The sequence below is a fragment of the Archangium violaceum genome, assembly GCF_016859125.1.
GTDB lineage: Bacteria > Myxococcota > Myxococcia > Myxococcales > Myxococcaceae > Archangium > Archangium violaceum_A.
Genome location: NZ_CP069338.1, coordinates 859,024 through 884,089, shown reverse-complemented (window position 1 = coordinate 884,089; position 25,066 = coordinate 859,024). Strand labels below are relative to the sequence as shown.

The window sequence follows — 25,066 nt, the reverse complement described above, 5'->3', positions numbered from 1 at the left end:
AGAACCGATTTGGTCCCCTAAGGCGATCCACGCATCCTTGTTAGGAGTGGGTTTGACTCAAGGCGGCGGGCAACCTCTATTGGAAGCGGCGGGAAGCGAACCCGCCGCTCCAAGGCGTGCCCCGTTACTGAACCCGCGCCAGGATGTCGTTCAGCATCTGCTCGGTGAACTTGCCCTCGGAGAAGTTGATCAGCTTGTAGGCGGGCATGTCGTTGACGAACACCAGCGTCGACATCTCCGCCTTCTTCCAGGCGTACTCCTCCTGCGGCGTACGCTTCACGTGACGCTTCTCCTCGAAGCTTCCCATGATGACGTTCTTCAGCAGGTGGTAGGCCTCCATCCCCTTCGGGTGGTTCTTGAACTCCTTCACCATGGAGTTGCGCGTCAGCGTGGGGACGGCCACCTGGGTCGTCTCCACCTGGACATGCTTTCGCAGGGGCAGGTCCCTGGATGAACCACCCACCAGGATGTCGAACCTGCCAGGGTTGACGACCCACCGGTGGAGGGCGGTGTTGTAGTAGGCGAAATCACGCTGCTTCAGCGTGAAGCTCACCGTCTTCTCCTCGCCGGGCTCGAGCGCCACCTTGGTGAAGGCCTTGAGCTCCTTGTCCGGACGGCTGACCACGGGCCTGTCCTCACGGACGTAGAGCTGGACGATCTCCTTTCCAGCCACCTTCCCCGTGTTCCGGACCTTCAGCTGGACGGTCAGCGTCTCGGTGTCCTTGATGGACGGCGCGCTGAAGGTCAGCTCCGAGTAGGCGAAGGTGGTGTAGCTCAGGCCAAAGCCAAACGGAAACAGCGGCGTGATGTTCCTCTTGTCGTAGTGCCGGTAGCCGATGAAGACGCCTTCGCCGTAGTGGGCCTGCTGATTCAGTCCGGGGAACTCGGTGGCGGTCGGCGTGTCTTCCAACCTCATCGGGAAGGTCTCCGCCAGCTTCGCCGAGGGGTTGACCCTGCCGGTCAGGACGTCGGCGATGGCTCCTCCGCCCGCCTGCCCCGTCAGCCAGCCCTCCAGGATGGCCTTCACCCGGCCCACCCAGGGCATGGTGATGGCGGAGCCGTTCATCAACACCACCACCGTGTTGGGCTGCACCTGGCTGACCGCGTCGATCAGCCGGTTATGCCCCTCGGGCATGTCCAGGGTGGAGCGGTCGAATCCCTCGGACTCGTGGCTGTCCGGCAGGCCCGCGAAGATGATGGCCACGTCCGCGTCCTTCGCCTGCTGCCGCGCTTCCTCGAGCAGCTGGGCGGTGGTGACCCCCTCGATGTCATAGCCGCTCGCGTACCGGATGCGATCGCTCCCGCCCACGAGCGCCAGCAGCTCGTCATACGCATTGGAGATGCGCGTCGGATTCACCTGCGAGCTTCCAGCGCCCTGGTAGCGGGGCTCCTTGGCGAAGGCGCCAATCACGGCGAGCTTCTTCTTCGCCCCGATGTCCAGCGGCAGCAGGTTGTCCTCGTTCTTCAGCAGGATGATGCTCTCACCCGCCACCTGCCTCGCCAGGGCATGGTGCTGATCCACGTCGAAGGTGACACCGGCCTTGCGGCCCTCCGCGGCCTTGAGGACCACGGCGAGCAGCGAGGTCACCACCTCATCCAGGCGCTGCACCGGCAGGAGTCCCGTCTTGACGGCCTCGAGGATCTTCTTGCGATTCACGTCGCCGCTGCCGGGCATCTCCAGGTTCAGCCCGGCCATGATGCCCTTCACGCGATCGTGGACGGCGCCCCAATCCGACACCACGGCCCCCTCGAAACCCCACTCCTCCCGGAGGATGTCCTCGAGCAGGAGATGGTTCTCCGAGGCATAGACACCATTCACCTTGTTGTAGGAGCACATCATCGACCACGGCTGGGCCTGGGTGACCGCGATCTCGAACGCTGGCAGGTAGATTTCGCGCAGGGTCCTTTCATCCAGGTTCGAGCTGTTCACCATCCGCTCGAACTCCTGATTGTTCACCGCGAAGTGCTTCAAGCAGGTCCCCACCCCCTCGCCCTGGACTCCCTGGATGTAGGAAGCCGCCAGCTGACCGGCCAGGGTGGGGTCCTCGGAGAAGTACTCGAAGTTGCGCCCGCCCAGGGGGGAGCGCTTCATGTTGATGCCCGGCCCCAGCAGTATCTGGACGTCATGGGCCTGGCATTCCCGGGCCATGGCGGCGCCCACCTGCTTGATGAGCTCCGTGTTCCAGGTCGAGGCCAGGGCGGACGCCGTGGGAAAACAGGTCGCGGGAACGCTCTCCGCGATGTTCGGCCCCAGTGCCTTCCTGAGTCCATGCGGACCATCCGTCATGAAGATGGAGGGGATGCCCAGCCGCTCGAGCCCGTGGGTCGTCCACGAGCCATTGCCAGACAAGAGCAGGGCCTTCTCCTCCAGCGTCATCTGCGACACCAGTTCCTGCGCTCTTGCCTTGTGAGTCTTGGATTGTTCGGACATGTCTGGGGGCCTCGTCGAGAGACACTGCGCATGGCGGAGGGGCCCCGGCTCCCATGTCTCGGGAGCCGGGCCACCGCCGGGAAGTTCACGGCCGGGTTCAGGGGCTTGGGATTTCCAGTCAGCGTGCTTCTTCGAGACGCCGCGCCGCGACGTTCGCGATGACCGGGTCAGCGGCGTTCTGCTCCTGCGAGCCCACCGTACCGAGCGTGGCGCCCTGGCCGAACAGGTGGCACCGCACCCAGCGATTCTGCTCCAGCTGCGTCGTGCCCGGCATCTCCTGGCGGCATACCGCCATGACACTCGGGCACCGGTCGGCGAACGGACAGCCGGGCGGAGGATCGATCAGCTTGGGCGCACCCGACTTCGCCTTCAGCGCGCTCTGCATCGAGCCGTTCGGATCCGGCACCGCCGAGAGCAGCAGCTGCGTATAGGGGTGCGCGGGCCGTTGCATCAGCTCCTCGCTCGGCGCGCCCTCCACGATGTGCCCCGCGTACATCACCATCGTCCGGTCCGCGAAGTAGCGCGCACTCGCGATGTCATGCGTGATGTACAGATACGAGATTCCCCGCTCCTCCTTGAGCCGCTCCATCAGGTTCAGGACGCCGACGCGGATCGACACGTCGAGCATGGAGATCGGCTCGTCGGCGAGAATCACGGAGGGTCCGGGGGCCAGCGCCCGTGCGATCGCCACACGCTGTCGCTGCCCGCCCGAGAGCTGATGCGGATAGCGGGCCGCGAGCTCCGCCGCTGGCCTCAGGTCGACGGTCTCGAGCAGCTCGTTCACGCGGTCCCTGAGCTCCCCGGCGCCTTTCGCCTTGCCGTGGATGAGCAGAGGCCTCTCGAGGTGCTCGCCAATCGTATGGACCGGGTTCAGCGACCCGAACGGATCCTGGAAGATCATCTGCACCTGCGCCCGGTAGTCGAGCGAGGCCTGCCGGGGCTCCTCCTGGAGGATGTCCCTGCCACGGAAGAGGATCTTCCCGGACGACGGCTCCATCAGCCGCACGAGCAGCCGCGCGATCGTGCTCTTGCCGCTGCCCGACTCGCCGACGAGCGCGACGACCTGCCGTTGCCCCAGGGCGAAGGAGACCTCGTTGAGGGCGCGCAGCCGCTTCGGCCTGAAGCCCCCTCCCACCTGGAAGTACTTGCCAATGCCCTGGGCCTCGAGGATGGCCTGGCTCTGCCGGTCGACGGTGCTCATGCGGACTCCAGGTGGCAGGCTTCGATGTGATCGGGCCCCAGCACGCGCAGCTCGGGCACGTCGATCCGGCAGCGGTCCGTCGCCGACGGGCAGCGCGGGTTGAAGCGGCACCCCGCGGGCAGCTTTCGCATGTCCGGGGGCGAGCCCGGGATGCCCACGAGCTTCTTGCGCGGCCCCCGAACCGAGGGGACCGAGCCCAGCAGGCCCTTCGTGTACGGGTGCCGGGGCGCGTGGAAGAGCTCCTGGGAGGGCGCCATCTCCATGAGCTTGCCCGCGTAGAGGACCGCGATGCGCGTGGAGAACTCGAGGATCAGCGAGAGATCATGCGTGATGAACAGGATGGAGAACCCGAGCTTGTCCTTGAGCTCCGTGACCTGATGCAAAATCTCCTTCTGCACCACGACGTCGAGCGCGGTGGTCGGCTCGTCCATGAGCATCAGTGGCGGCTCGAGCGCGAGCGCGATGGCGATCACCACGCGCTGCCTCATTCCTCCGGAGAGCTGGTGCGGGTAGCTCGTGAGCCGCGAGCTGTCGATACCCACGAGCTTCAGCAGGTAGACGGCCCGGTCGATGGCCTCGGAGCGCTTCACCTTCTGGTGCGCTTCGATCGCGTCGATGATCTGATCGCCGATCGTGAGGATGGGGTTGAGCGAGTTCATCGCGCTCTGGAAGACGAGCGACACCTTGCGCCAGCGCAGCTCGCGCAGCCGCGCCTCGCTCATCGCCAGGATATCCTCGCCCTCGAAGAGCACCTGCCCGCCCGTGATGATCGCGGGAGGCCGGAGGATTCGCAGGAGGGCCTGCGCCACGGTCGACTTCCCGCTGCCCGACTCGCCGGCCAGGCCGAGCACCTCGCCCCGGCCAATGTCGAACGAGACGCCGTCGACGGCGCACACGGGACCCGTGGGCGTCAGGTATTCGACCCGGAGGTCACGCACTGAGAGCAACGTCGAGGGCTTAGTTTCCACTGGGCCTCACCACGGGCGTCGACAGCCCCGATTCCAGGTCATGGCTCTTGAGGACCCGCGTCCAGGTCGCCTCGGCCCGCAGCCGCGGGTTGGTGATCTCGTCGATCGCGTAGTTGACGAGCACGAGCGCGAACCCGACGAGCGCCACGCACACGCCCGTGGGAACGACGGTCCACCACGCGCCCGTCAGCAGGGCCGCGTTGTTCGAGGCCCAGTACAGGTTCGTGCCCCACGTGACCGTGCTGACGTCGCCGATCCCCAGGAACTCGAGACCCACCTGCGCGCCAATCGCGTAGACCGTCGCCGAGATGAAGCCGCTCATCAGCAGCGACGTCATGTTGGGGAGGATCTCCCGGAAGATGATGCGAAGGCGCCCCTCGCCACTCACGATCGCGGCCATGACGAAGTCCTTCTCCCGGAGCGACAGGAGCTGCGAGCGCAGCATCCGCGCGTTCCACGCCCACCCGGTGATGACCAACACGAGCCCGATGGTGACGGGACCGGGCTGGAGGTAGGCCGCGATCACGACGGCCATGGGCAGCCCGGGGATGATCAGGAACACGTTCGTGAAGAACGACAGGACACTGTCGACCCAACCGCCGAAGAATCCGGCGGTCATCCCGACGAGCGCGCCAATCGCCATGACGGCGAAGCCCGTCAGGAAGCCCACCGCGAGCGACGTGCGGGCCCCCGCGATCGTCTGCGCGAGCACGTCCTGTCCCTGCCCGGTGGTTCCGAGGAGGAACTCGGACGAGGGGGGCTGGTGCGGCGGGCCCACGAAGGCGGAGGGATCCACCGACACGAGCAGCGGTCCGAAGAGACCCATCAGCACGAAGAGGAGGATGAGCACCACCCCCACCGTCGCCTTACGATTCTCGAGGAGCTGCCAGATGAACCCCGAGCGTTGCTTGCTTGCTTGATTCGCAGATGACATTCCAGGCTCCCTCCTTCCCACCCGTCAGCGCGCCCGCGTCCGCGGATCGAGCCACACGTAAAGGATGTCCACGAGCAGGTTCGCGCCCAGCACGGCCAGCGTGATGGTGAGGAAGATGCCCTGCATGAGCGCGTAGTCCTGGTTGCGTACCGCCTGGATGAGCAGGTAGCCCTGTCCCGGGTACGAGAAGACGATCTCCGTCAGCAGCGAGCCGGAGAGGACGAACCCCAGCGCCATTCCAAAGCCCGTGACGTTGGGCAGGAGCGCGTTGCGAGCGGCGTAGTGGAACATGATCCGCTTCTGGGACAGGCCCTTGGCATTCGCCATGGTGATGTAGTCCTCGGCCAGCACGCCCACCATGGTGCTGCGCATGTTGAGCATCCAGCCTCCGAGCGAGGCGATCACGATCGCCGTCGCCGGGAGCACCATGTGCTGGAGGACGTCGAGGATGAACTCGGCACTGAAGGCGGGCGCGAGCGTGTCGCTGTAGGCATGGCGGATGGGGAAGGCCTCGAACGTGAGCCCGAGCACGTAGAGGAGCATCATCGCCAACCAGAAGTAGGGGAACGCGCCCAGGAAGATGAGCACCGGCGGCAGCACCGAGTCCAGCCAGCCGCCGCGCCTCCACGTGGCGATCACGCCCAGGAGCGAACCGAGCCCGAAGGCGATGATCACCGCGACGCCCGAGAGCAGGAGCGTCCAGCCGAGTCCCGTGGCGATCACGTCCGTCACCTTCGCGGGGAAGTACGCGACGGAGAGGCCGAGATCGCCCTGGAACAGGTGGCCCACGTAGGTGAAGTACTGCTGGAGCAGGGGCTCGTCCGTGAAGCCGAAGGCCTGGCGCAGGGCCTCGATGGCCTCCGGTTGGAGCTGACCCGCGAAGCGCGCGAACATGGCCGAGGCGGGATCGCCCGGCATGAGGCGTGGAATCAGGAAGTTCAACGTCAGAGAGGCCCACGCGGCGAACGCGTACAAGCCCAGGTTTCTCAGGATGTGTCGCACGGGACCGGGTGAGCCTTTCTCTAACGCGGTGTCGTCACTTGGGCTTCACTTCGACCAGGACGAGCAGGTTCTCCGGAGGAGTGTTGGGCGTCAGCTTCGCGTAGGGATTGTCTTTGTTGGGGAAGTTCGTGAAGCGGCGCGTACTGTACTCGCCCCAGGACGGACCGGGGAAGAGGGGGATGACCGGCGCGTTCTTCACGAAGAGGTCCTGCATCTGATAGGCGATCTTCTTCTGCTCCTCGGGATCATTCGTGGCCTCGAAGGCCTGCAGGAGCGCGTCGGCTTCCTTGCTCCCGTAGCGGTGCCAGTTACGGGCCGACACCTCACCAATGGGCCTGAGCGTCTCGGTTCCCATGAGGTCGCGGTAGACGAAGTACGGCGACGGCTCCTCCGAGGTCCACCCCATGCTCGCGTCGAACTCACCCTTCTGGATGCGCTCGAAGTAGGGGCTGAAGTCGTAGGTCTTCAGGACGGCGTCGACACCCACCTGCTTGAGGTTCTGCGTGATGATCTGCGCCGCGCGCACCCAGTCCGTCCAGCCCGTGACGACGTTGACGTCGAAGCGCAGGGGCTTCTTGTCCGGTCCCACGCGCACGCCGTCCGCGCCCTTCTTGTAGCCGGCCTCGTCGAGCATGGCGTTGGCCTTCTCGATGTTGAGCTTCGTCCAGTCACCCGCCTGGACGGCCTGGGGGTTGCGCCAGCGATCGTGCGTGTCGCTGAGCGCCGTCGCGTCGGAGGGCCGCGTGTAGCCATACATCGCCACCTTGACGATCTGATCGCGGTCGATCGCCATGCTGAGCGCCTTGCGCACGCGGACGTCATTGAAGGGCTTCTTCGTGGTGTTCACGTAGAGCACCGTCGTATTGCCCACGAGCGGGAACCAGTAGTGGTTGTGCTCCTTGTCCTTGGCGACGAAGACCCGGTCGATGTCGGGCACGAAGCTGCCCGCCCAGTCCAGCTCACCGGTGAGCAGCGCGAGGTTCGCCTGGTCATTGCTCGGGTACGCCGGGAAGCGGATGCTCTCGACGGCGGGCTTGCCCGGCTGCCAGTAGTGCGGGTTGCGTCCGAGCTCGAAGACCTGATTCTGGAAGACCTTCACCTCGGTGAAGGGGCCCGTCGCCACGGGCGTCTCGTTCTTGTACATGACCGGATCGGCCACGTCCTTCCACTTGTGCTCCGGAACGATCGGCTGGTGAACGATATAGATGAGGCCGGGCACGAAGGCGCGCGTCATGGTGAACTCGACCGTCGCGTCATCCTTGGCCTGGACCGAATCCAGGAAGGTCCACACCGCCGAGATATCGAGGGCCTTGTGCTGCTTCATGAGCCCGAAGGTGAAGGCCACGTCCTTGGCCGTGAACGGCTGACCATCCGACCACTTCACGCCAGGGCGCAGGGTCAGGGTGAGCTTCTTGTTATCCTCGCTCCACTCGTGCTTCGTGGCCAGCCAGGGCACGAGCTCGCCCTTGAGCGTGTTGAAGATCATCAACGGCTCGTAGACGCCGGCGCGGGTCGGCCAGCGCGAGCTGTTCGACGCGAGCAAGGGATTGAAGTTCCGGATCCACGAGGCCTGCTGCTCCTGAGCGATCGTCATCGCCGTGGCCTTCGGAGCCGCCGTGGCCGCCGCGGTCGCTGTGGCTGGTTGGGCGCCCTCCTTCGGGCTCTTCGAACAGTGAACGAGGCCCCCAAGAGACAGCAGGGACATGCACATCATCAGCAGCCGGCGTGACATGGATCGCTTTCCCCTCCAAGAAGAGGGGCGCATGATACGCAATCCTCCTCATCGCAAGCAGATTCCTTTTTCGACGCAAGGCGTTATCGGAAGTCGTGCCGAAGAGGGCCATACACAAGCGGAGATGCGCGAGGAGCCACAGCTGTTGAAAACAGGACAGCCCCTCTTCCAACGGGTTTCCCAGGGAGTTTCTTACGTGAAGGGAATTCCGCTCGGGGGGCAAATATCTAGCGGAATGTCTGTCGTTGATGTGTAGCGCGATGTCGCGGCCGCCGCTCAGCTCATCAACCGGTGGAGGCTGACGTCCAGGCGGCTGCTCACCCAGCCCAGGAGGCTCTCCAACTCGCGGCCCTCGAGCTTCAGCCGGGAGGAGAGCTCCAGGCGGGTGAGCTTGAGCAGCCGTTCACGTGCCTGGACCACCCGGCGCGCCAGGCTGGAGCGGGGCTCGCCATACATCGTCGCGAGCCGGTCCATGGTGAGGCCGTGGATGTGGTGCATGCGCAGCAGGGCCCGCTCGCGCTCGGAGAGGCGGGCCAGCGCCGCCTGGAGGGACTCGGTGAGGGCCTGGCGCGAATCCGCCCGGGCGAGGACACGCTCCGGATCTTCCGGAGACAGCATCCGCTCAAGGGACTCGGGAGGCTCACCGAAGAGCTCCTGCCGTCCCTCCTGGTTGGCCAGCTCTCCGGCGGCGCGCACGGCGCTGATGCGCACCCAGCCCGCCAGGGGACCCCGGCCCGCGTAGTCGGCGATCTTCGGCGCGGTGCCGCTCGCGCTCATCAACAGCCGCTGACGCAGGAGCTGCAGCACCTCGTCCACGGTGGAGGCGGAGAGCTGTCCGAGGCGGGAAGGCACCTTCTTCAGGACGTGCTGCTCGAAGGCGAGCAGGGCCTGGGCGTCGCCCGCGGCGCAGGCGCAGGCGAGGTACAGGTCGGCTGCGTGGAGTTGGTGCAGCGCCTGGGCGAGGGTGTCGTCCGGGGGCAGGTGCCGGGCCAGATGCCGCATGAATGTCTCGGGTGGGAGCGGGACGGAGGGCCATGCCGTCTGGCCCGCCTCGAGGTGGCTCCGCAGGAGCGCTTCCAGGTCCGCCAGTCCTTCGAGCGCCTCACGCCGCTCCGCTGGAGCATGCGCCAGCAGCATCGCCGTCAGGACACCGGTTTCCGCCTCTCCACTCATGGGGTCTCCTCGCGCTCCTCATCGTGCCCGAGGCGGGTGCCGGGCGATCCAATCCATGACCTGCCGCAGCTCCGGAGTGCCCCGGGGCTTCTGGTTGGACAGCAGGGCCCTGGCCTCTTCCGCGAGCGCGGCGGCGCGCTCCTGCGCCGGAGCCTCGTGTCGTTCCCACAGGGCCCGGGCCAGGAGGAAGGTGGTGTGCGACTCGTCCAGCAGGTCCAGCGGCGCGCGTTGGTGGATCCGCCGTGCGTGCTCCAGCAGTGGCACGGCCTGCTCCGGGGCTCCGAGGGCCAGGTGCACCTCCGCCATGCAGGCGAGGCCCAGCGCCGCGTCCGGGCTCTCCGCGCCCTGGGCCTTCTCGTCGAGCATCCGGGCGCGCTCGCAGTGCACGAGCGCCGCGTGCGGAGCGCCGGTGGCCAGCTCGACCCGGGCGAGGTCGCGGAGCACGGTGGTGGCGGTGGCGTTGTCCGGGCCGTACTCCTTGTCCAACAGGTGCAGCGCGCGCGTCAGGTACCGCCGCGCCTGCTCGTAGCGGCCCGCTTGCAGGGCGATGTGCCCCAGGCATTCCAGCGGAGAGGCGGCGCGTGGGGTGTCCGGACCCAGCGCGCGCTCGACACGTGTCAGGGCCTCCTGGCCATGGGCGAGCGCCTCGTCGAATCGCTGGGCATCGGACTCCACGTAGCCCAGTCCGCAGAGGGCTGCGGCCGTGTTGGGATGGTCCGGCCCCTTGGTGCGCTCGAAGATGGCGAGCGCTCGCTGGAAGTACCGGCGGGACTCGTCGAGCTGGCCCCGGCGCCGCAGGAGGGCGGCCAGGTTGTTGAGCGGTGTGGCGAGACTCGGGTGGTCCGGGGCGCGGGAGGACTCCAGGAGGGCCAGGGAGCGCCGGAAGGTGGCGAGTGCCTCCTCGGGCTGGCCCATCCACAACAGCTCGCTGGCCAGGTTGCTGAGGTTGAGGGCGTGGCCGGGGTGGTCGGGGCCCCAGATGCGCTCGCGCAGCGTCTGGGCCTGGCGGAAGAGGGCCACCGCCTCCGGACCGCGCTGCTGGCGCGTGCGCACCCGGCCGAGGCTGGAGAGGAAATGGGCGGTGCGCAGGCTCTCGGGGCCATACAGCTCGCGCGACAGCGAGAGGCCCCGGGAGAACTCCGCGTCCGCTTCGTCCAGCTTGCCCTGCACCAGCAACAGCCCGCCCATCCGCAGGTGGAACTCGATGGTGATGGCGGGGAAGCGCTCCTTCCCCAGCCGCTCCACGGCGGCGCGGGCGTGATGGACGAGCCGTTCCGCCTCGTCCATGCGGGCCTTCTGCTCGCCCACCACCCAGATGAGGAGGAGCCAGACGCGCGCGACCGTCTCGTCGTCACGTCCGGCATCGGCGGCCCAGAGGGCGCGGTAGAGGATCTCCTCCGCCTCCTGGAGCTTGCCGACGAGGCCGTGGAGTTGGCCGTGCAGGACGAGGACCTCCGCCTCCAGCGGGCGGTAGCCGATGTTCCGGGCTTGCGGGACGAGGGCCGACGTCACCTCGAGGCCCTGGGCGTGGCTGCCCGCGTCCATGCGGGCCCGGGCCTCCGCGAGCCTGCGGCGCACCGCGTCCACCCGGGGGCGGAGGTCGTCCGGGGGTTGTGGCCGGGTGACGAGCGCCGGTGTGGTGTGGCACCCGGTGAGCCCCTCGAGCGAGGCCATCATCTGCGGTGCGTTCTGCACTGTCTGGGCATCGGCCTTCCGCAGCACCTCGGTGATGGCGGCGAACTGCCACAGCTGGGTGTCGAGGCAGGCGGCCGTCAGCAGTCCGGTGGTGGAGGGCGTGCTGGAGGAGGCCATGCACGTCTCGGTGCGCAGCTCGCGCCACCGGGCGGCGTGGGCATCCAGGGCGGCGGAGACGTTCTCCCAGATGGAGGCGGCGTAGGGCTTGCCCGTGGAGAGGAAGGCCGTGCGCACCCGCTCGCGTTGCTCGGGCCCCCAGACCGTGGCGAGCTTCTCCGCCTCCTGGGCACAGCGGACCTCGCGCCGGTGCGCCACCTCGTAGCCCACGGCCAGGCCCACCAGGCTGGCGGTCGCGGCGGAGACGGCCACCCAGGTACGGACGCGGAGGGCGCGCGGGCTGATCGCCGCCAGCAGGGTCTCCATGGAGGGGAAGCGCTCCTCGGGCCGGGCCCGCAGTCCACGCCGCACCGCGCGCCGCACCCAGGAGGGCACCTTCGACTCGCGCCCCGGTGGCCGCACCCGCCCCTCGAGGGCCGCCTGGGCGAGCTCCTCGGGGGTATGCCCCTGGTAGGGGCGCTCTCCATGGAGGGCCTCGTGGAGCGCCACGCAGAAGCTGAACTGGTCCGAGAGCGCGCTCGCGCCGTTGCCCTGGAGTTGCTCCGGCGCCATGTAGGCCGGTGTTCCCAGCAGCGCGCCCGTGCGGGTGAGCGGGGTGGCGGCGTTCTCGCGCGCGGACTCCGGCCGTGGGCGGGGAGTGGGCGCGTCCGGCTGTCCGGAGGAACTGGCGAGCCCGAAGTCCGTTACCCGCACCTGTCCATTGTGGCCCACCAGCACGTTGGCGGGCTTGAAGTCGCGGTGCACCAGCCCCGCGGCGTGCGCCGCCGCCAGGCCCCGTCCGGCCTCCAGGAAGACGCGCAGCACCTCGCGCCAGGGACGCGGCTGCTTCAGCCACTCCGCCAGCGTGGTGCCCTCCACCAGATCCATGGTCAGGAAGAGGCCGTCGCCGCACGTGCCCACGTCATGGGCGGAGACGACGTTGGGGTGGGAGAGCCGGGCCAGGGACTGGGCCTCGCGCAGCAGCCGCCGCCGCAATTCCTCCACGTGGCGCCCCTCCGGGCGCAGCAGCTTGAGGGCCACCTGCCGGTCCAACTCCGGGTCGTACGCCGCGTACACCACCCCCATGGCTCCCTGGCCGATGCGCTCGAGCACCACGTAGCGCGACACGGTGGCGCCCCGCGTCAGCGGTGGGAGTGTCCCGTCGGGAACCTCGGGGGCGGAACTCCCGGGTGCGGAGTCCTCGCCCGCGGCCAACGCGCGCTGGCAGCCCGCGCAGTCCTCCACGTGCGCCAGCACTCGAGCCCTGCTGTCCTCCGGGAGCAACCCCTCCAGGAAGTCGCTCAGCGTCGTTTCGTCCGGGCACGTCATCCAGGCCCTTCAGGTTATCAGAAACCGGAATTCCGGGAGGACCTGAGGGGTCCGCGGAGGGCCCGCGATTGAACCTGTAAATCAGTAACTTTCAGTAATATTTTCCTGGCGGAAAAGAATTGACGGACTCATTTTCTCTGGAAAGCATGAGTAAGTAGTAGAACTCACTCCAGGGAGTAGAAACAGTGAGCAAGCTCATCCCTTGTCTCGTCTCGGCCGCGGGCCTCGCGATGCTGGCGGAGGCGGGAGCCGCCCAGGCCGCCACCCAGCAGGCCCAGGCCAGCAGTGCCATCCTCGTGCAGGGCTTCCACTGGAACTCCGCCAACGCCACGAGCCCGAACTGGTACGGCGTCCTCTCCAGCAAGGCGTCGGACCTGGGAGCCATGGGCTTCACCCATGTGTGGTTCCCGCCGCCGAGCGACGCGGCGTCCAAGGAAGGCTATCTGCCCCGGCAGCTCAATGTCCTCGATTCGAGCTATGGCAGCGAGACCGATCTGAAGAACGCCATCAATGCCTTCTCCAACAGTGGGGTGAAGGTCGTCGCGGATGTCGTCATCAACCACCGCGTGGGCACCTCCAACTGGGCGGACTTCACCAACCCCAGCTGGGGCAGCTATGCCGTGACGTCCAACGATGAGTGGGGTCAGGGAACGGGCGCCGCGGACTCCGGCGATGGCTACGGCGCCGCGCGCGATCTGGATCACAGCAACCCGGTGGTGCAGGGGGATTTGAAGAACTGGCTGAGCAGCCGGCTCAAGGGCGTGGGCTTCAGCGGCATCCGCTACGACTACTCCAAGGGCTACGCCCCCGGCTACGCGAAGGTCTATCACGACGCCATGGCGCCGGACTTCTGCGTGGGCGAGGTGTGGACCGACCTCAACTACGGCAACGTGGATGCCCACCGGCAGCAGCTGCTCAACTACGTCGACGGGACGGGCGGGACGTGCGGCGTGTTCGACTTCACGACCAAGGGACTGCTCAATCAGGCGCTGTCCTACAACGAGTATGGCCGGCTGAGGGACGGCTCGGGCAAGCCGGCGGGTGGCATCGGCTGGTGGGCGCAGAAGATGGTGACGTTCGTGGACAACCACGACACGGGCCCGAGCGAGAACTGCGATGTCGGGCAGCGCCACTGGCCGGTGCCCTGCGACAAGGTGATGCAGGGCTACGCCTACGTGCTCACCCACCCGGGCATTCCCTCGGTGTACTACCCGCACATCTATGATTGGAACCTCAAGGCTGCCATCAAGGCGCTGATGGACGTGCGCAAGTCCCAGGGCATCACCTCGACGTCGACGGTGTCCATCCAGCGAGCCGAGAACGGTCTGTACGCGGCCATCATCAATGGCAACACCGCGATGAAGATCGGCAGCACGGATTGGAGCCCGGGCACGGGTTGGACGCTCGCCACGTCCGGGAGCGGCTACGCGGTGTGGAAGCAGGGGAGCGGGAGCGGCGGTGGTGACGGTGGCGGTGGTACGTGCACGTCCGTGCCGGTGTCCTTCAGCATCAACAACGCCAACACCACCTTCGGGCAGGAGCTCTACGTGGTGGGCAATCAGACCGCGCTGGGGAGCTGGACTCCCGCCAGTGGCTTCAGGCTGACCATCCAGGGAACGGGTGCCAACGCCACCTGGAGCGGAACGGTGCAACTCCCGCCATCCACCGCCACTCAGTACAAGTACGTGAAGTGGAATGGCTCCACCGCGGTCTGGGAGAGCAATCAGTCCACCTCCAGTGGCAATCGTGAATTCACCACTCCGGCTTGTGGAGGTTCCGCCACGCGCGGCGACGGCGGCTTCAATCACTGAGCCGCGCCCGCTGTCGCCCCTATCGCCGGGGTGTCGAGGGCATCGACGTCTGGACCTATGAGGCTGGAGCGGCTGCGGGCCGAGGCCTCCGGCGCGAAGCCCACGTCTCTCGCGACGTACGACTGCGTGGTGATCGACGAGGCCCAGGAGTTCGGAGGATCCCTCCGCGGGCCTCTCGGTGATCTGCCGCTCGCCCGAGGCCGCGCGGACCGTCGAGCGCGCGCTCCGGCACGGCAGTCCGGTGCGGCTGGCGCTCGATGGGGAATTCGAGTTCCGGTCCGGGCTCACGGTGACGTGCGTGCAGGAGGTGAAGGGGCTCGAGTTCGACCATGTGATCGTTCCGGATGCCTCGGCGGGCACGTACCCGGATACGCGGGAGTCCCGCCGGGCGCTGTACGTCGCCGTCACCCGAGCGACGCACCGGCTCGGGCTCGCCTCGGCCGGAGCCTGGAGCCCGTTGCTCGCGCGCTGAGCTCCGCGAGCGCGCGAACCCGGATCCATCGCGGGCCTAACGCGGGGTCCCGGGCAATATCTCCCGGAGGCACCGAGAGATGTCGCCGCGCCAGGTCCACTGCTGGGGATAGCCGAGCGACACCTCCTCGAAGCGCACCCCGTCTCGCCACAGCGTGGCCGGCATGTGCAGGTGGCCGGAGACCACCACCTCGGCCCGGAAGCGCAGGTGCCAGTCCTCCGTCTTCTTCGTGCCGCACCAGATGGAGAAGCGGGGGATTCGCGGCAGGCGCACGTGCTCGTAGCGCAGCGGGAAGTGGTTGATGAGGATGGTGGAGCAGTCCGCCGGCAGGGCCTCCAGGCGGGCGAGCGCCTGTTCGACGCGCGCCGCGCACCAGGCGGACCGGGTGGGGTAGGGGTCCGGGTGGAGCACGGCCTCGTCGGTGCACAGCACGTGCGTCTCCAGCGCCCACTCGATGGCCTTTTCCTCGGGGACGTGGTCCGGGCGGAAGGAGTAGTCGTAGAGCAGGAAGAGTGGCACCAGCACCCGGTGCGGGCCCTCGCCCGGCCAGCGCGGATAGGGGTCCTCCGGTGTGAGCACGCCGTACGAGCGGCACTGGGCCACGACTTGTTGGTATCGGGCCTCGCCTCGGAGCGCGGGCTGCTCGCGCGTCAGTGTCCACAGCTCATGGTTGCCTGGTACCCAGATCACCTGGCGGAAGCGCTTGGTCAGCGTGCGCCACGCGAAGTCCATGTGCTCCAGCGTCTCGCCCACGTCCCCGGCCACGATGAGCCAGTCGTCTGGATGGGGAGCGAGCGATTCGAGCGCCTGCCGGTTGTGCTCGTAACGCAGGTGGAGATCGCTTAGGGCGTAGAGCTTCATGGTGGGGGGGGCGCTGACCGTCCACATTACTGGACTCCTGAACCCCGTCATCGTTTCTCGTCAGCCCCCCTGCTTTTCCTCCGAGCCTCATCCAGGCACCATGGGGCCACCGGTCCGGCCTTCCGTATGGGGAACGAGTCAGCACAGGGGCATCACGCCCGGAAGCCTGCCCCCCAGGCTCCTCAGTCCACAGCCTCCGCCGAGCCCGCCGATCTCGTCGTGCGCTCGGTGCTGCCGGAGGATCTGCTGGCGGCGTTGGAGAGCGAGCGCTCCCTGTACCGCTGGGTGATGCTCAAGGGCGCCGAGGACGTGCGGCTGGAGGACGAGTCGATGCTCGGCCTCACCCCTCAGCCCGCCGCGGATCCGAGCTGGGGCGGAGGGCAGCTCATCGGCTTCCTCCCCGATGAGCGCCGCTTCGTGGGGGAGATCGTCCATGTGGATCCCACCAACGGGCGCGTCTTCATCTCCACGCGCTCGTTGGGCCACATTCCGCCCGAGGTGGTCTCCGCGGAGCGCTGGGCCTTCCAGCCCTTCGACTTCTCCGAGGCGCTCCTCGCCGCCTCTCGGGCCTACGACTCGCGTGGGCCTCATGTCCGCGAGTCGCTGGACCGCGTCCGGGGACTCGTCCCCGACGATGGCGCGGGCCCCTCGCCCGGACCCGAGGACCTCTGGGAGAAGCCCTGGGCCCTGCTCTGGGGACCTCCGGGCACGGGCAAGACGGAGACGGTGGCGCGGCTGCTCGCGCAGGCCATTCAGCGCAACCCCAAGGAGCGCATCCTCGCGGTGGCGCCCACCAACCGCGCCGCCGATACGCTCGCCCTGCGTGTGGCCCGCATGCTGTCCAAGGCCGGGGCCCTCTACGCGCCAGACACCACCTGCCGCATCTTCCGCGGCGGCGTGGGCGTGGGCCAGGAACTGACGCACGCCTTCCCCGCCGTCCTCCACGACTCGGGGTACCAGAAGCACGCGGCGCGCATCGAGCACATGGAGGAGCGCGTGCGCCGCGAGTTCCTCAACGGCGCCACCTCCTCGCGGTTGGCCACCGTGAAGGCCGAGCTGCGCAAGGTGCGCGATAGCCTCACGGACGAGACGCTCTTCGTCGCGCGGGAAGGCTTCGCCACGCTGATGGTGCTCACCGTGCACCGGGCGCTGCGGCTCGTGTCCGAGTTGGAAGGCACCCAGCGTTTCGACCGGCTGGTGGTGGACGAGGCGGGCATGGTGTCGCGGGCCGCCGTGGGGCTGATGGCGCCGCTGGCACGCAAGGTGTTGCTGGGAGGAGACCCCAAGCAGATCGGCCCCGTCAGCCGGGCGCTGGAGGGGGCGGAGCGGCCGGTGCAGACGTGGATGCGCAGCTCGCCGTTGTCGCACCTGGAGGACGCGAAGGCCGCGGTGGAGTCCTCGCACGTGTTGCTGCTGCGCACGCAGCACCGCATGCACCCTCAAATCGGCTCCGTGGTGAGCCGCTTCAGCTACGCGGGGATGTTGGAGGACGGCGAGGGACCGCGCACCCGGCAGCCGAAGACGGTGGACGTGTACCCGGCCGCGCGCGCCTGCTGGGTGGTGCTGGACGAGGCCACCCGGGACGCTCGCCGCGTCTGCCACGAGCGGGGCGAGTCGGGCCACGGCTACCGGAGGCCCTTCTCCGCGGAGATGGTGATGGCGCTCGCCGGGCCGGCGTTGAAGGCGGGCCTGAAGGTGCTGGCGGTGACGCCGTACCGGGCCCAGGCGGCGCTGCTGCGCGCGATGGCCCTGGAGAAGGGGTGGAGCGAGTCGCGCTTCCAGGCCTCCACCATCCACCGGCAGCAGGGCACCGAGTACGACGTCGTCGTGGTGGACACCGTGGCCGCCGGGCGCCCCTTCGCCCCGAGCGAGCTCACCCCCATGCTCAACGTGGCCGCCAGTCGCGCGCGAGAGTACCTCTTCGTGATCTCCTCGCGCGCCGAGTCCGAGGCCGCCATTCCCGCGCAGCTGCTGGAGTTGCTCACCCCCGTGGCGCCGAGCCTGGAGCCCCGCCTCTCGCTGCAGCCCTTGTTGGTGATGCCGGGCGTGCGCGCGCGGGTGGCGCGGCGGCCCGAGGCCCTGGGGCAGGAGATCGACTCACTGCGGAGCATGGGGCCGCTCTTCACCCAGGAGCAGGTGGCGCTCTTCGATCGGCGCTTCGACGAGGGGCACCACCTGGTGCGCGGGGTGGCGGGCAGCGGGAAGACGTACGTGCTGGCGCACTGGGTGGCGCGCTACCTCGCCGAGCACCCGGACTCGCGGGTGCTGGTGTCCTTCTTCAACAAGGCTCTGACGCCACTGCTGTCGCGCCTGCTGGTGGCGGCCCTGCGGCAGCGGCTCGGCAAGCGCGCGCCGTTGATGACGCAGCGGGTGACGCTCATGCACATGACGGGCACGGGGGCCTTCGCTCCGGAGAGCTTCGATGCCGTCTTCGTGGACGAGGCGCAGGACCTGAGCGCCACGGAGCTCGCGCACCTGTACGCGCTGGCCCGTCCGCTCGCGCGCGGCGAGGGTCCTCCGCTCAAGGCGTTCCTGCTCTTCGCGGATGACTCGCAGAACGTGTACGGCCACAGCGCGGTGGAGGCCCTGCGCAAGGAGCTGCCGGACGGACTCGACTTCACCGGCCGGGTGCGCGTGCTGCGCGAGGCCTTCCGCTCCACGCGCCAGGTGTCCGAGCTGGCCTTCAACGTGGTGTTGGATCCCCTCGGACGGCATGGGGTTGCCAACCCCGGCATGCGCGAGTTCATGCGGGCGCACGAGCTGCGGGAGCAGGGCCTGTTGGAGGCACCGGTGGCGGGCGTGGACGGGCTGTACCGGCTGCAGTGCACCGAGCGCGAGGGCGTGGTGCCGGTGGTGCGGGCCTTCGACTCGCCCCAGGCGGAGGAGGCGTGGCTGGTGCGCGAGGTGAAGCGGCTGATGCGGGAGGAGGGGGTGCTGCCCTCGGACGTGCTGGTGGTGGCGCCGGTGCGGCCGGCCCGGTTGTCCGAGGCGCTGGAGCGCGAGGGCCTCCAGGCGGTGGCCTTCGGGGGCCGGAGCGGTCAGGACGTGTCGGGCTTCAGCGTGGGGAAGGTGGACTACGTCCGGGTGACGACGGCCTTCTCGTGCAAGGGGCACGAGAGTCCGGTGGTGTTCCTCTGCGGCGTGGACGCGCTGGACGACATGGCGTGGATGGAGGGCCGGCCGGGGCGCACGGAGCGCGAGCTGGAGCGGACGCGCCGCGCCCTCTTCTACGTGGGGGCCACGCGGGCCATGGTGCGCCAGTACGTGAGCGGGCTCGCCGGTGCCCGCTTCACTCGGGTGGCCGCCGAATACGCGCGGGCGCTCGCGCGGGGCGTACGGTGAGTCCGCCCGGAGGCCGGAATCCGCCCTCCCAGGTCCATGCCCGTTCCCTGTCCGGTCAGGACCCGCCAGGTCCTACCGGTTGAACACCCTCCGAAGTTCCGAGCCAACCTCGGAGGTCGGGCCACTGCTGCGCGTCCGCGCCCTCAAGTCCACATTGACCAGCCGTGCATGGGCGGGGTGAAATGGGAAACATGAGCAACCAGGACACCGAGGACACGCAGAAGTACAAGGTCGTGGTCAACCACGAGGAGCAGTACTCCATCTGGCCGGCGGACCGCGAGAACGCCCTGGGCTGGAAGGACGCCGGCAAGGAGGGCTCCAAGGCCGAGTGCCTCGACTACATCAAGCAGGTGTGGACGGACATGCGTCCGCTGAGCCTGCGCAAGAAGATGGAGGAGGCCGCGAAGGGCTCGTGAGGTACCGGGCCGGGCTCACTTCGCCGCGGTGGCCGAGCCCGACATCAGGAAGGCGCGCAGCCGCTCGGGCGGGCAGGGCTTGAGCAGCACGGTGACATCCGGCGGAAGGATGTCCCTGGCCGGCAGCTGCGTGGTGTGCAGGCCGCAGAGCAGTCCCGGGGTCTTGGCCCGCAGGGCCGCCAGCAACGACAGCCCGTCCATGCCCGGAAGGATGTACGCGGCGACGACGACCGAGGGCGGTTCCGCCTCCGCCATCAGCAGGGCCTCTTCTCCGCTCGTCGCCGAGCGCTTGGTGCCGGGCAGATCCCTCAACAGTCTCCTCAGCGCGGAGAGTTGCAGCGGATCCTCGTCGACGAAGAGGTAGGAGGGCTTGATGTCCGCGCTCATCCGGGACCTCCAGGACTCCGCATGTAACGTGACGGGTCCTCGGACGGACATACTACCCCAGTCGTCCTGGGAAACCAACCTCCCGAGTCATATTGCCACCGGTGAACCACTCGGGTCCCGGGACAATGGCAAAAAAGCTCGCAACGAGGCTGGGAGAGTGCGCGCGCGCAGCCCGGCAGCGCCTCAACCTCACACAGGAAGACGTGGCGGAGCGGATCGGCATCGCCACGGAGGTATACGGGCGCCTGGAGCGAGGCAACATGCTTCCGAGCGTCCCCACCTTCCGCAAGCTGTGTGCCGTGCTCGCGCTGTCCGCCGACGAGGCCCTGGGCCTGTCCTCCGAGAGTCCCGCGCCGTGGACGCCTCCGCCCCCGCCGCCCGAGGCCAGTGAGCCCGCGGAGCTGCGCCGTCTCCTGCGGCGGGCCCGCCAGTTGGATCGCAACTCGCTCCGGGTGCTGAGCCTCGTGGCCGCGCACCTGGGCCAGAAGAACGGGTAGGGCGGGTGTCTGTCTCACGGTGAGAGCCTCGCGCGCAGCTTCTTCGCCGATGGGAATCCATGGAAGAGCACCACCTGTGGATGTGCCTCCAACCGCGCGCGCTCCTGGGTGTCCTTCGCGAGCGCCCGATCCACTCCCAGCAGCAGTCCCGCATCTGGACGCGAGCGCAGCTCCTCCAGCCGCCGCGTCAGTGGGCCGGCATGCCACGCATGGAACAGCTCCAGGGCGACCTCCCTTCCCGTCTTCTTGTGACGGAAGGTCAGGTCCGGCACGCACAGTCCAGAGGCGCCCGTGTGGCGCGGCAGGGGCAGCAGGTCCAGCTCCCAGTCCGCGTCGTCGAAGCCTCCGGCCAGCGTGGCCACCTCGGGAGGGATGTGTCCCAGCGCGCTCGTGTGGGGTGACACCAGGGGATCCTTCTCGTCCAGCACCAACGTCACCCGGCGGCGGGGGCTCTCGAGGGCGGCCGTGAGCTGCCAGCGCTCCAGCACCGGGACCACCGACAGGAAGCTCGCGAGCTGCAGGCCGTACTTCTTCTGCAGCGCCAGCATGGCGCCCGGGCCCTCCACCTCCAGCACCCAGTCCTCGCCGTCGCGCCGCACCTCGGCCACCAGGCGGCAGAACTTCAGCCAGCGCAGCACCTTGCGCACCCGCAGCAGCTCCGGCGCCCGAGCCCGCAGCGTCAGCCGCCGCGCTTCGAACAGGGGCCCCTGGGCCAGCGCCAGGTTGTAGCGATCCAACAACTCCGGGGCGGACAGGGCCTCCCAGCCCAGCAGTCGCCGGTGACCTGGAAGGTCGGCATACAGGGCCTCGCGCAGCTCGGGCAGCGGGCGGGGGAAGGCCTCCGCCAGACGGGCCTCGTAGGCCTCCACCGTCGCGTCCGGCGGCAGGGCGCGCAGCACCCGGGCCGCCTCGCGGAAGGCCGTCGCGCGGGCCTCGGAGATGCCCTCCGCGGGCTCCTCGAAGAGCATCCGGTCCACCAACAGCTTCACCAACCCTCGCGCCACCTTGGGCCGCGTGTACGCGCCGGCACGCAGTCCCAGCGTCTCCTCCACCTCGTCCCGCGTGCGCTCGAGGCCCGCCTCCACCTCGGCGATGAGCTCGCTCGCGAGGCTCAGCAGTCCCGCGTCCTCCCGCTTCACGAAGGTGGGGCGCAGCTTCCCGTCGCGCACGCGGAAGAGGAGCAACTCGCGCGTCAGCATGCCTCGCTCTCCTCTTCCTGGTAGGCCCGGTGCTGGCGCCGCCGCTCGCTGATGGACGCCTCGGCCGTCTGGGCCGAGCACACCTCATACAGGAGCGCGCGCTTGCCCGGGCGTTGGCGCAGGATGCGTCCCAGCCGCTGCACGTGCTCGCGCACGCTGCCACTGCCGCTGAGCACCACGCCCACCCGCGCCTCCGGCACGTCCACGCCCTCGTTGAGCACCCGCGAGGTGAGCAGCACCGGCAGCTCCCCGCTCGCGAAGGCGGCGAGCAGCGCCTTGCGCTCGGGCACGGGGGTGTGGTGCGTCAGCGCTGGCAGCAGCAGCCGCCGCGCCAGCGTGTACACCGTCTCGTTGTCGTCGGTGAAGACGATGACCCGGTCCTCCCGGTGCTCCAGGAGGATGCGCCAGAGCACGTCCAGCTTCGCGCTCGAGGTGAGGGCGATGCGGCGCTGCTCCCGGTAGCCCCGGTAGGCCGCGCGTCCCTCCTCCGTGCGCTGGCTCTCCGCGAGGAAGCGCGCCCAGCCCTCCGGCACGTCGAAGCGGATGCCCTTCTGGCGGATGAAGGTCAGGTAGCGCGTCCGCGCCTCGTCGTGCCGCGCCTGCTCCTCGGGGGTGAGCGGCACCTCGATGTGGCGCACCTCGTACGGGGCCAGGTAGCGACCCTGGAGCTCGCGGATGTCCGTGCGGTGCACCAGCGGCCCCAGCAGCTCCTCGCACACGCGCTCGCCCCCGTCCGTGCGCTCCAGCGTGGCGGTGAGGCCCAGCCGGTACGGTGCCAGCGAGCCCTCGGCGATGAAGCGGTAGCTGGGCGCGGGCAGGTGGTGGCACTCGTCGCAGATGAGGAAGCCGAAGCGGTTGCCGTGGAACTCCGTCTGCATCGCCGCCGAGTCGTACGTCGTCACCGTCAGCGGCTGCCGGTCACTCACCCCGCCCCCCAGCATCCCCACCGGCACGCCGAGGTGGCGCGACAGCACCCCCTGCCACTGCGTCATCAAATCCAACGTGGGGACGACCACCAGGGTGGGCCGCTTCACCCGGACAATGGCCAGCACCGCCAGCAGCGTCTTGCCCGCGCCCGTGGGGAGCTCCACCAGCCCCCTTCCACCCGCGCGGTTCCACGCCTCCAGCGCGGCCTTCTGGTGGGGGAAGGGCTCGATGGGGGTGGTCAGCTCCACCGCCAGCGGTTCGAAGCGCTTCGCCCGGTCCTCGTAGGGCAGGCCCCGCTCGCGCAACCGCAGCACCACCTCCCGGTAGTGTCGGGCCGCGGCCCGGTACACCCCGGTGCGCGTGTCCCGCTGGAAGACGGCGCGCAGGGCGTCATCTTCCGGCAGCGTGGGCGCCACCAGGGTTCCGCAGTCGAAGTGGAGCTCGGTCACCATCGGTCGGGAGGGGGTCTCGAGGTTCTGGGTATCTTCGCACGATCGCCCGGGCATGACTTTCGAGGTCATCTTCGACTCGACCGCCAGGGTGCCCGGAGAGGTTTCCTGCGGGGTGCTTTCTTTACGGGGCGGAGCGGAGATTGTCGCTCAAAAGTCGACATTCGGGTATCTCCCCTCTGGCCGTGGTGTTCGTGGACCCGGGGAGGGTTCGAGCGCTGGCTCGCCAGGTCAGCGGCCCGAGCGGGCTCCCCGCCAGGACTTCCCCTCCTCTTCGAGTCTCGAAACGCCTACCCTTCTTCATCCTCTATGCGACGCATCGTCATCCTCAGTCCGCATCGTCCCTCCCGAGAGCTGCTCTCGCGCCTCCTGTCGGAGCCGGACCTGTCCGTCGTCGCCATGGCGGACGCGGACGAGGCACTCGACTCCATCGCCGAGGAGGAGCCCGCCCTGGTGGTGGTGGACGCGCGCCGGCCGGACGAGGACCACCCGTTGATGCTGGGGCTGCTGAAGCGGCGTCACCCGCGCCAGCCGCTCATCACCCTGGTGCCCGGGCGGCTGCGCGTCTTCGATGGCAACGAGGAGCGTGTGCGCGACGTGCGTGACGGCTCGGCCGAGGGTCTCCATCTGCTCCTCAGCGAGCTGCAGCGAGCCACGCGAGACCTGCTCGCCCAGCACCTGTTGCGAGTGCTGCGTCCTCCGACGGGCGAGGCCTGAGCCTCACCGGGCCCGTCTGCTTGCCCGTCCACCCGGCGGGTCGAGACCAGGCAGGGGCGGGGTTGTCGCGCGAGTAGGAAAGCTTTTTCCCACCTACCCGATGCGCTTTTCCATGTTCCGCGAGCGCGCCGGGAGTTTTTTCCGGCCTCGGTCTGCATTGCTCCGCCCCAAGGTCGGAGAGGTTCCTCAACTCCTTGGAATCACGAGGAGCCGGTGCGTGCCGGGGCTTCGGCACGGCATGTGCTGATGCATCCGTGCGCAGGACGGGGCGGTGCTGCTGGACGGGGTTGGAGGGGGTGGGGAGGGCAGTACCGAGGGGGCCTCGCGACGGGGTGGCGGTGATGGGGTTGGGGACGGATGGGCCACCCGTCGCGAGGGAGGTGGGGGAAGGGGAAGGGCGATGGGGCGCCCTGTGTGGAGCCCGGCCGGGTCACACCGGCCGGGCATTCGCATTGCGGGCGGAGAAGAAGGCCAGCACCTGGGCCTCGCCCCAGAAGGACGGGGAGAAGGCGCTGCCCGCGACGAAGCCGACGTGGCCCCCCCGCTCGGTGACGACGAGGTGCAGGTGGGGGTTGGCGGACACGTCCCGAGGGTGGGTGGAGTCGGGAATCATCGGGTCGTCCTTGGCGCTCAGCATCAGGGTGGGGCGGCGGATGGCGTGGAGGCGTGGACCCGAGGAGGACTCCGCGTAGTAGTGGGCGGCGTCGCGGAAGCCGTGGAGCGGGGCGGTGACGGCGTCATCGAAGCCGCGGATGGTGCGCGCTCGCTCCATGGCGGAGCCGTCGAAGGCACCGGGGAAGCGGCGGAGTTTCTCGCGCGCCTTGTGCTTGAGGGTGCGCAGGAAGCGCTCGCGGTAGAGGCGCTGGAAGGGGCCGGGCCCGTCGAGCGCGTCCGCGCAGGCGCCCAGGTCATAGGGGGCGCTCACGGCGGCGGCGACGTCCACGGGCGAGCGGTCTCCCGTCTCCTCCATCAGTCGCAGCAGCACGTTGGCTCCGAGCGAGAAGCCCACCGCGTGGAGCGGGCCGGTGAGGCGCTCGCGCAGGTGCGTCATCACGGAGAGCGCATCGGCGATGTCTCCCGAGTGGTAGGAGCGGGCGAGCCGGTTGGGCTCGCCGCTACAGGAGCGGAAGTTGATGGCGGTGGCGCCCCAGCCCTGCTCGGCGGCGCCGCGGAGGATGGCGGTGACGTAGCCCGCGCGCGAGGAGCCCTCCAGTCCATGCAGGGTCACCACATGGGGGGCGCCCGGGGAGCCGTCGAAGGAGTCGAGATCGACGAAGTCCCCGTCGGGCAACTCCCAGCGCTCGCGCTTCAGGGTCGGCGCGTGCGTGGGGCGCACGAGCGAGGCGTAGATGGTCTGCGCGTGGGGTGAGGCGAGGCCGCGCGCGGGGGCGAAGGGCTCGGTGGGCTGGAATGGCACGGGCGGGGGG

Annotated in this window: 20 protein-coding genes; 7 read left to right on the top strand and 13 right to left on the bottom strand. The window is 68.9% G+C overall.

What is annotated here, in order from left to right:
* Positions 1–124: 124 nt before the first annotated feature.
* From JQX13_RS03795 to JQX13_RS03770, 6 genes are all read right to left on the bottom strand, one after another.
* Positions 125–2,431: a glycoside hydrolase family 3 C-terminal domain-containing protein gene (locus tag JQX13_RS03795; RefSeq protein WP_203407718.1), complete on the bottom strand. Its 2,307-nt coding sequence runs from the start codon at positions 2,429–2,431 to the stop codon at positions 125–127.
* A 118-nt stretch (positions 2,432–2,549) separates the two neighbouring features.
* The gene (locus JQX13_RS03790; protein WP_203407717.1) at positions 2,550–3,632 is read right to left on the bottom strand and encodes an ABC transporter ATP-binding protein; all 1,083 of its coding nucleotides are present in this window, start codon (positions 3,630–3,632) and stop codon (positions 2,550–2,552) included.
* Complete coding sequence (locus tag JQX13_RS03785; RefSeq protein ID WP_203411863.1) at positions 3,629–4,570, bottom strand: ABC transporter ATP-binding protein; 942 nt, start codon at positions 4,568–4,570, stop codon at positions 3,629–3,631. The genes JQX13_RS03790 and JQX13_RS03785 overlap by 4 nt, the downstream gene beginning before the upstream one ends.
* Before the next feature lie 19 nt (positions 4,571–4,589).
* On the bottom strand, positions 4,590–5,534 hold the full coding sequence (locus JQX13_RS03780; RefSeq protein ID WP_203407716.1) for an ABC transporter permease: 945 nt from the start codon (positions 5,532–5,534) through the stop codon (positions 4,590–4,592).
* 24 nt (positions 5,535–5,558) lie between these two features.
* Entirely contained in the window at positions 5,559–6,536 is a 978-nt protein-coding gene (locus JQX13_RS03775; protein WP_203407715.1) for an ABC transporter permease, read from the bottom strand.
* A 34-nt stretch (positions 6,537–6,570) separates the two neighbouring features.
* Positions 6,571–8,130: an ABC transporter substrate-binding protein gene (locus JQX13_RS03770; protein ID WP_343211066.1), complete on the bottom strand. Its 1,560-nt coding sequence runs from the start codon at positions 8,128–8,130 to the stop codon at positions 6,571–6,573.
* Positions 8,131–8,239: 109 nt separating this feature from the next.
* Here JQX13_RS03770 and JQX13_RS03765 point away from each other — a divergent pair, with 109 nt between their 5' ends.
* The gene (locus tag JQX13_RS03765; protein WP_203412649.1) at positions 8,240–8,524 is read left to right on the top strand and encodes a hypothetical protein; all 285 of its coding nucleotides are present in this window, start codon (positions 8,240–8,242) and stop codon (positions 8,522–8,524) included.
* A 20-nt stretch (positions 8,525–8,544) separates the two neighbouring features.
* Here JQX13_RS03765 and JQX13_RS03760 read toward each other — a convergent pair whose 3' ends face one another.
* Positions 8,545–9,441, bottom strand: a complete 897-nt coding sequence (locus tag JQX13_RS03760) for a sigma factor-like helix-turn-helix DNA-binding protein (protein WP_203407713.1) — start codon at positions 9,439–9,441, stop codon at positions 8,545–8,547.
* A gap of 18 nt (positions 9,442–9,459) precedes the next feature.
* Positions 9,460–12,561, bottom strand: coding sequence for a tetratricopeptide repeat protein (locus JQX13_RS03755; RefSeq protein ID WP_203407712.1), 3,102 nt, complete (start codon positions 12,559–12,561; stop codon positions 9,460–9,462).
* A gap of 185 nt (positions 12,562–12,746) precedes the next feature.
* On the opposite strand from JQX13_RS03755, the gene JQX13_RS03750 reads away from it, so the two are divergent.
* Complete coding sequence (locus tag JQX13_RS03750; RefSeq protein WP_203407711.1) at positions 12,747–14,372, top strand: carbohydrate-binding module family 20 domain-containing protein; 1,626 nt, start codon at positions 12,747–12,749, stop codon at positions 14,370–14,372.
* Positions 14,373–14,550: 178 nt separating this feature from the next.
* Positions 14,551–14,844 (top strand): ATP-binding domain-containing protein, encoded by a 294-nt coding sequence (locus JQX13_RS03745; RefSeq protein WP_203407710.1) that lies wholly within the window; start codon positions 14,551–14,553, stop codon positions 14,842–14,844.
* Between the two features lie 36 nt (positions 14,845–14,880).
* Here the strand turns inward: JQX13_RS03745 and JQX13_RS03740 are convergent, their stop codons facing one another.
* Positions 14,881–15,705, bottom strand: a complete 825-nt coding sequence (locus tag JQX13_RS03740) for a metallophosphoesterase family protein (protein WP_203411862.1) — start codon at positions 15,703–15,705, stop codon at positions 14,881–14,883.
* Between the two features lie 219 nt (positions 15,706–15,924).
* Here JQX13_RS03740 and JQX13_RS03735 point away from each other — a divergent pair, with 219 nt between their 5' ends.
* Both JQX13_RS03735 and JQX13_RS03730 read left to right on the top strand, forming a co-directional pair.
* Positions 15,925–19,047: an AAA domain-containing protein gene (locus JQX13_RS03735; RefSeq protein WP_239014516.1), complete on the top strand. Its 3,123-nt coding sequence runs from the start codon at positions 15,925–15,927 to the stop codon at positions 19,045–19,047.
* 191 nt (positions 19,048–19,238) lie between these two features.
* Complete coding sequence (locus JQX13_RS03730) at positions 19,239–19,463, top strand: MbtH family protein (RefSeq protein ID WP_203407708.1); 225 nt, start codon at positions 19,239–19,241, stop codon at positions 19,461–19,463.
* A 15-nt stretch (positions 19,464–19,478) separates the two neighbouring features.
* Here the strand turns inward: JQX13_RS03730 and JQX13_RS03725 are convergent, their stop codons facing one another.
* Positions 19,479–19,850, bottom strand: coding sequence for a response regulator (locus JQX13_RS03725; protein ID WP_203407707.1), 372 nt, complete (start codon positions 19,848–19,850; stop codon positions 19,479–19,481).
* 125 nt (positions 19,851–19,975) lie between these two features.
* Between JQX13_RS03725 and JQX13_RS03720 the strand changes: the two genes are divergently transcribed.
* Positions 19,976–20,347, top strand: coding sequence for a helix-turn-helix transcriptional regulator (locus tag JQX13_RS03720; protein ID WP_203407706.1), 372 nt, complete (start codon positions 19,976–19,978; stop codon positions 20,345–20,347).
* 14 nt (positions 20,348–20,361) lie between these two features.
* Here JQX13_RS03720 and JQX13_RS03715 read toward each other — a convergent pair whose 3' ends face one another.
* Together JQX13_RS03715 and JQX13_RS03710 are read right to left on the bottom strand one after the other, a co-directional pair.
* Entirely contained in the window at positions 20,362–21,546 is a 1,185-nt protein-coding gene (locus JQX13_RS03715; RefSeq protein WP_203407705.1) for a DUF790 family protein, read from the bottom strand.
* Positions 21,540–22,925, bottom strand: coding sequence for a DEAD/DEAH box helicase (locus JQX13_RS03710; protein WP_203407704.1), 1,386 nt, complete (start codon positions 22,923–22,925; stop codon positions 21,540–21,542). The genes JQX13_RS03715 and JQX13_RS03710 overlap by 7 nt, the downstream gene beginning before the upstream one ends.
* A 306-nt stretch (positions 22,926–23,231) precedes the next feature.
* On the opposite strand from JQX13_RS03710, the gene JQX13_RS03705 reads away from it, so the two are divergent.
* On the top strand, positions 23,232–23,639 hold the full coding sequence (locus JQX13_RS03705; RefSeq protein ID WP_203407703.1) for a DNA-binding response regulator: 408 nt from the start codon (positions 23,232–23,234) through the stop codon (positions 23,637–23,639).
* Between the two features lie 430 nt (positions 23,640–24,069).
* On the opposite strand, the gene JQX13_RS03700 is transcribed toward JQX13_RS03705, so the two are convergent.
* Positions 24,070–25,056 (bottom strand): hydrolase, encoded by a 987-nt coding sequence (locus tag JQX13_RS03700; protein WP_203407702.1) that lies wholly within the window; start codon positions 25,054–25,056, stop codon positions 24,070–24,072.
* Positions 25,057–25,066 lie beyond the last annotated feature (10 nt).

Bases quoted from the DNA above. Each gene is read 5' to 3' on its own strand.
- JQX13_RS03795 (WP_203407718.1), bottom strand. From the start codon at position 2,431: ATGTCCGAACAATCCAAGACTCACAAGGCAAGAGCGCAGGAACTGGTG.
- JQX13_RS03790 (WP_203407717.1), bottom strand. From the start codon at position 3,632: ATGAGCACCGTCGACCGGCAGAGCCAGGCCATCCTCGAGGCCCAGGGC.
- JQX13_RS03780 (WP_203407716.1), bottom strand. From the start codon at position 5,534: ATGTCATCTGCGAATCAAGCAAGCAAGCAACGCTCGGGGTTCATCTGG.
- JQX13_RS03770 (WP_343211066.1), bottom strand. From the start codon at position 8,130: ATGACGATCGCTCAGGAGCAGCAGGCCTCGTGGATCCGGAACTTCAAT.
- JQX13_RS03765 (WP_203412649.1), top strand. From the start codon at position 8,240: ATGCACATCATCAGCAGCCGGCGTGACATGGATCGCTTTCCCCTCCAA.
- JQX13_RS03760 (WP_203407713.1), bottom strand. From the start codon at position 9,441: ATGAGTGGAGAGGCGGAAACCGGTGTCCTGACGGCGATGCTGCTGGCG.
- JQX13_RS03755 (WP_203407712.1), bottom strand. From the start codon at position 12,561: ATGACGTGCCCGGACGAAACGACGCTGAGCGACTTCCTGGAGGGGTTG.
- JQX13_RS03740 (WP_203411862.1), bottom strand. From the start codon at position 15,705: ATGAAGCTCTACGCCCTAAGCGATCTCCACCTGCGTTACGAGCACAAC.
- JQX13_RS03730 (WP_203407708.1), top strand. From the start codon at position 19,239: ATGAGCAACCAGGACACCGAGGACACGCAGAAGTACAAGGTCGTGGTC.
- JQX13_RS03725 (WP_203407707.1), bottom strand. From the start codon at position 19,850: ATGAGCGCGGACATCAAGCCCTCCTACCTCTTCGTCGACGAGGATCCG.
- JQX13_RS03720 (WP_203407706.1), top strand. From the start codon at position 19,976: ATGGCAAAAAAGCTCGCAACGAGGCTGGGAGAGTGCGCGCGCGCAGCC.
- JQX13_RS03715 (WP_203407705.1), bottom strand. From the start codon at position 21,546: ATGCTGACGCGCGAGTTGCTCCTCTTCCGCGTGCGCGACGGGAAGCTG.
- JQX13_RS03710 (WP_203407704.1), bottom strand. From the start codon at position 22,925: ATGGTGACCGAGCTCCACTTCGACTGCGGAACCCTGGTGGCGCCCACG.
- JQX13_RS03705 (WP_203407703.1), top strand. From the start codon at position 23,232: ATGCGACGCATCGTCATCCTCAGTCCGCATCGTCCCTCCCGAGAGCTG.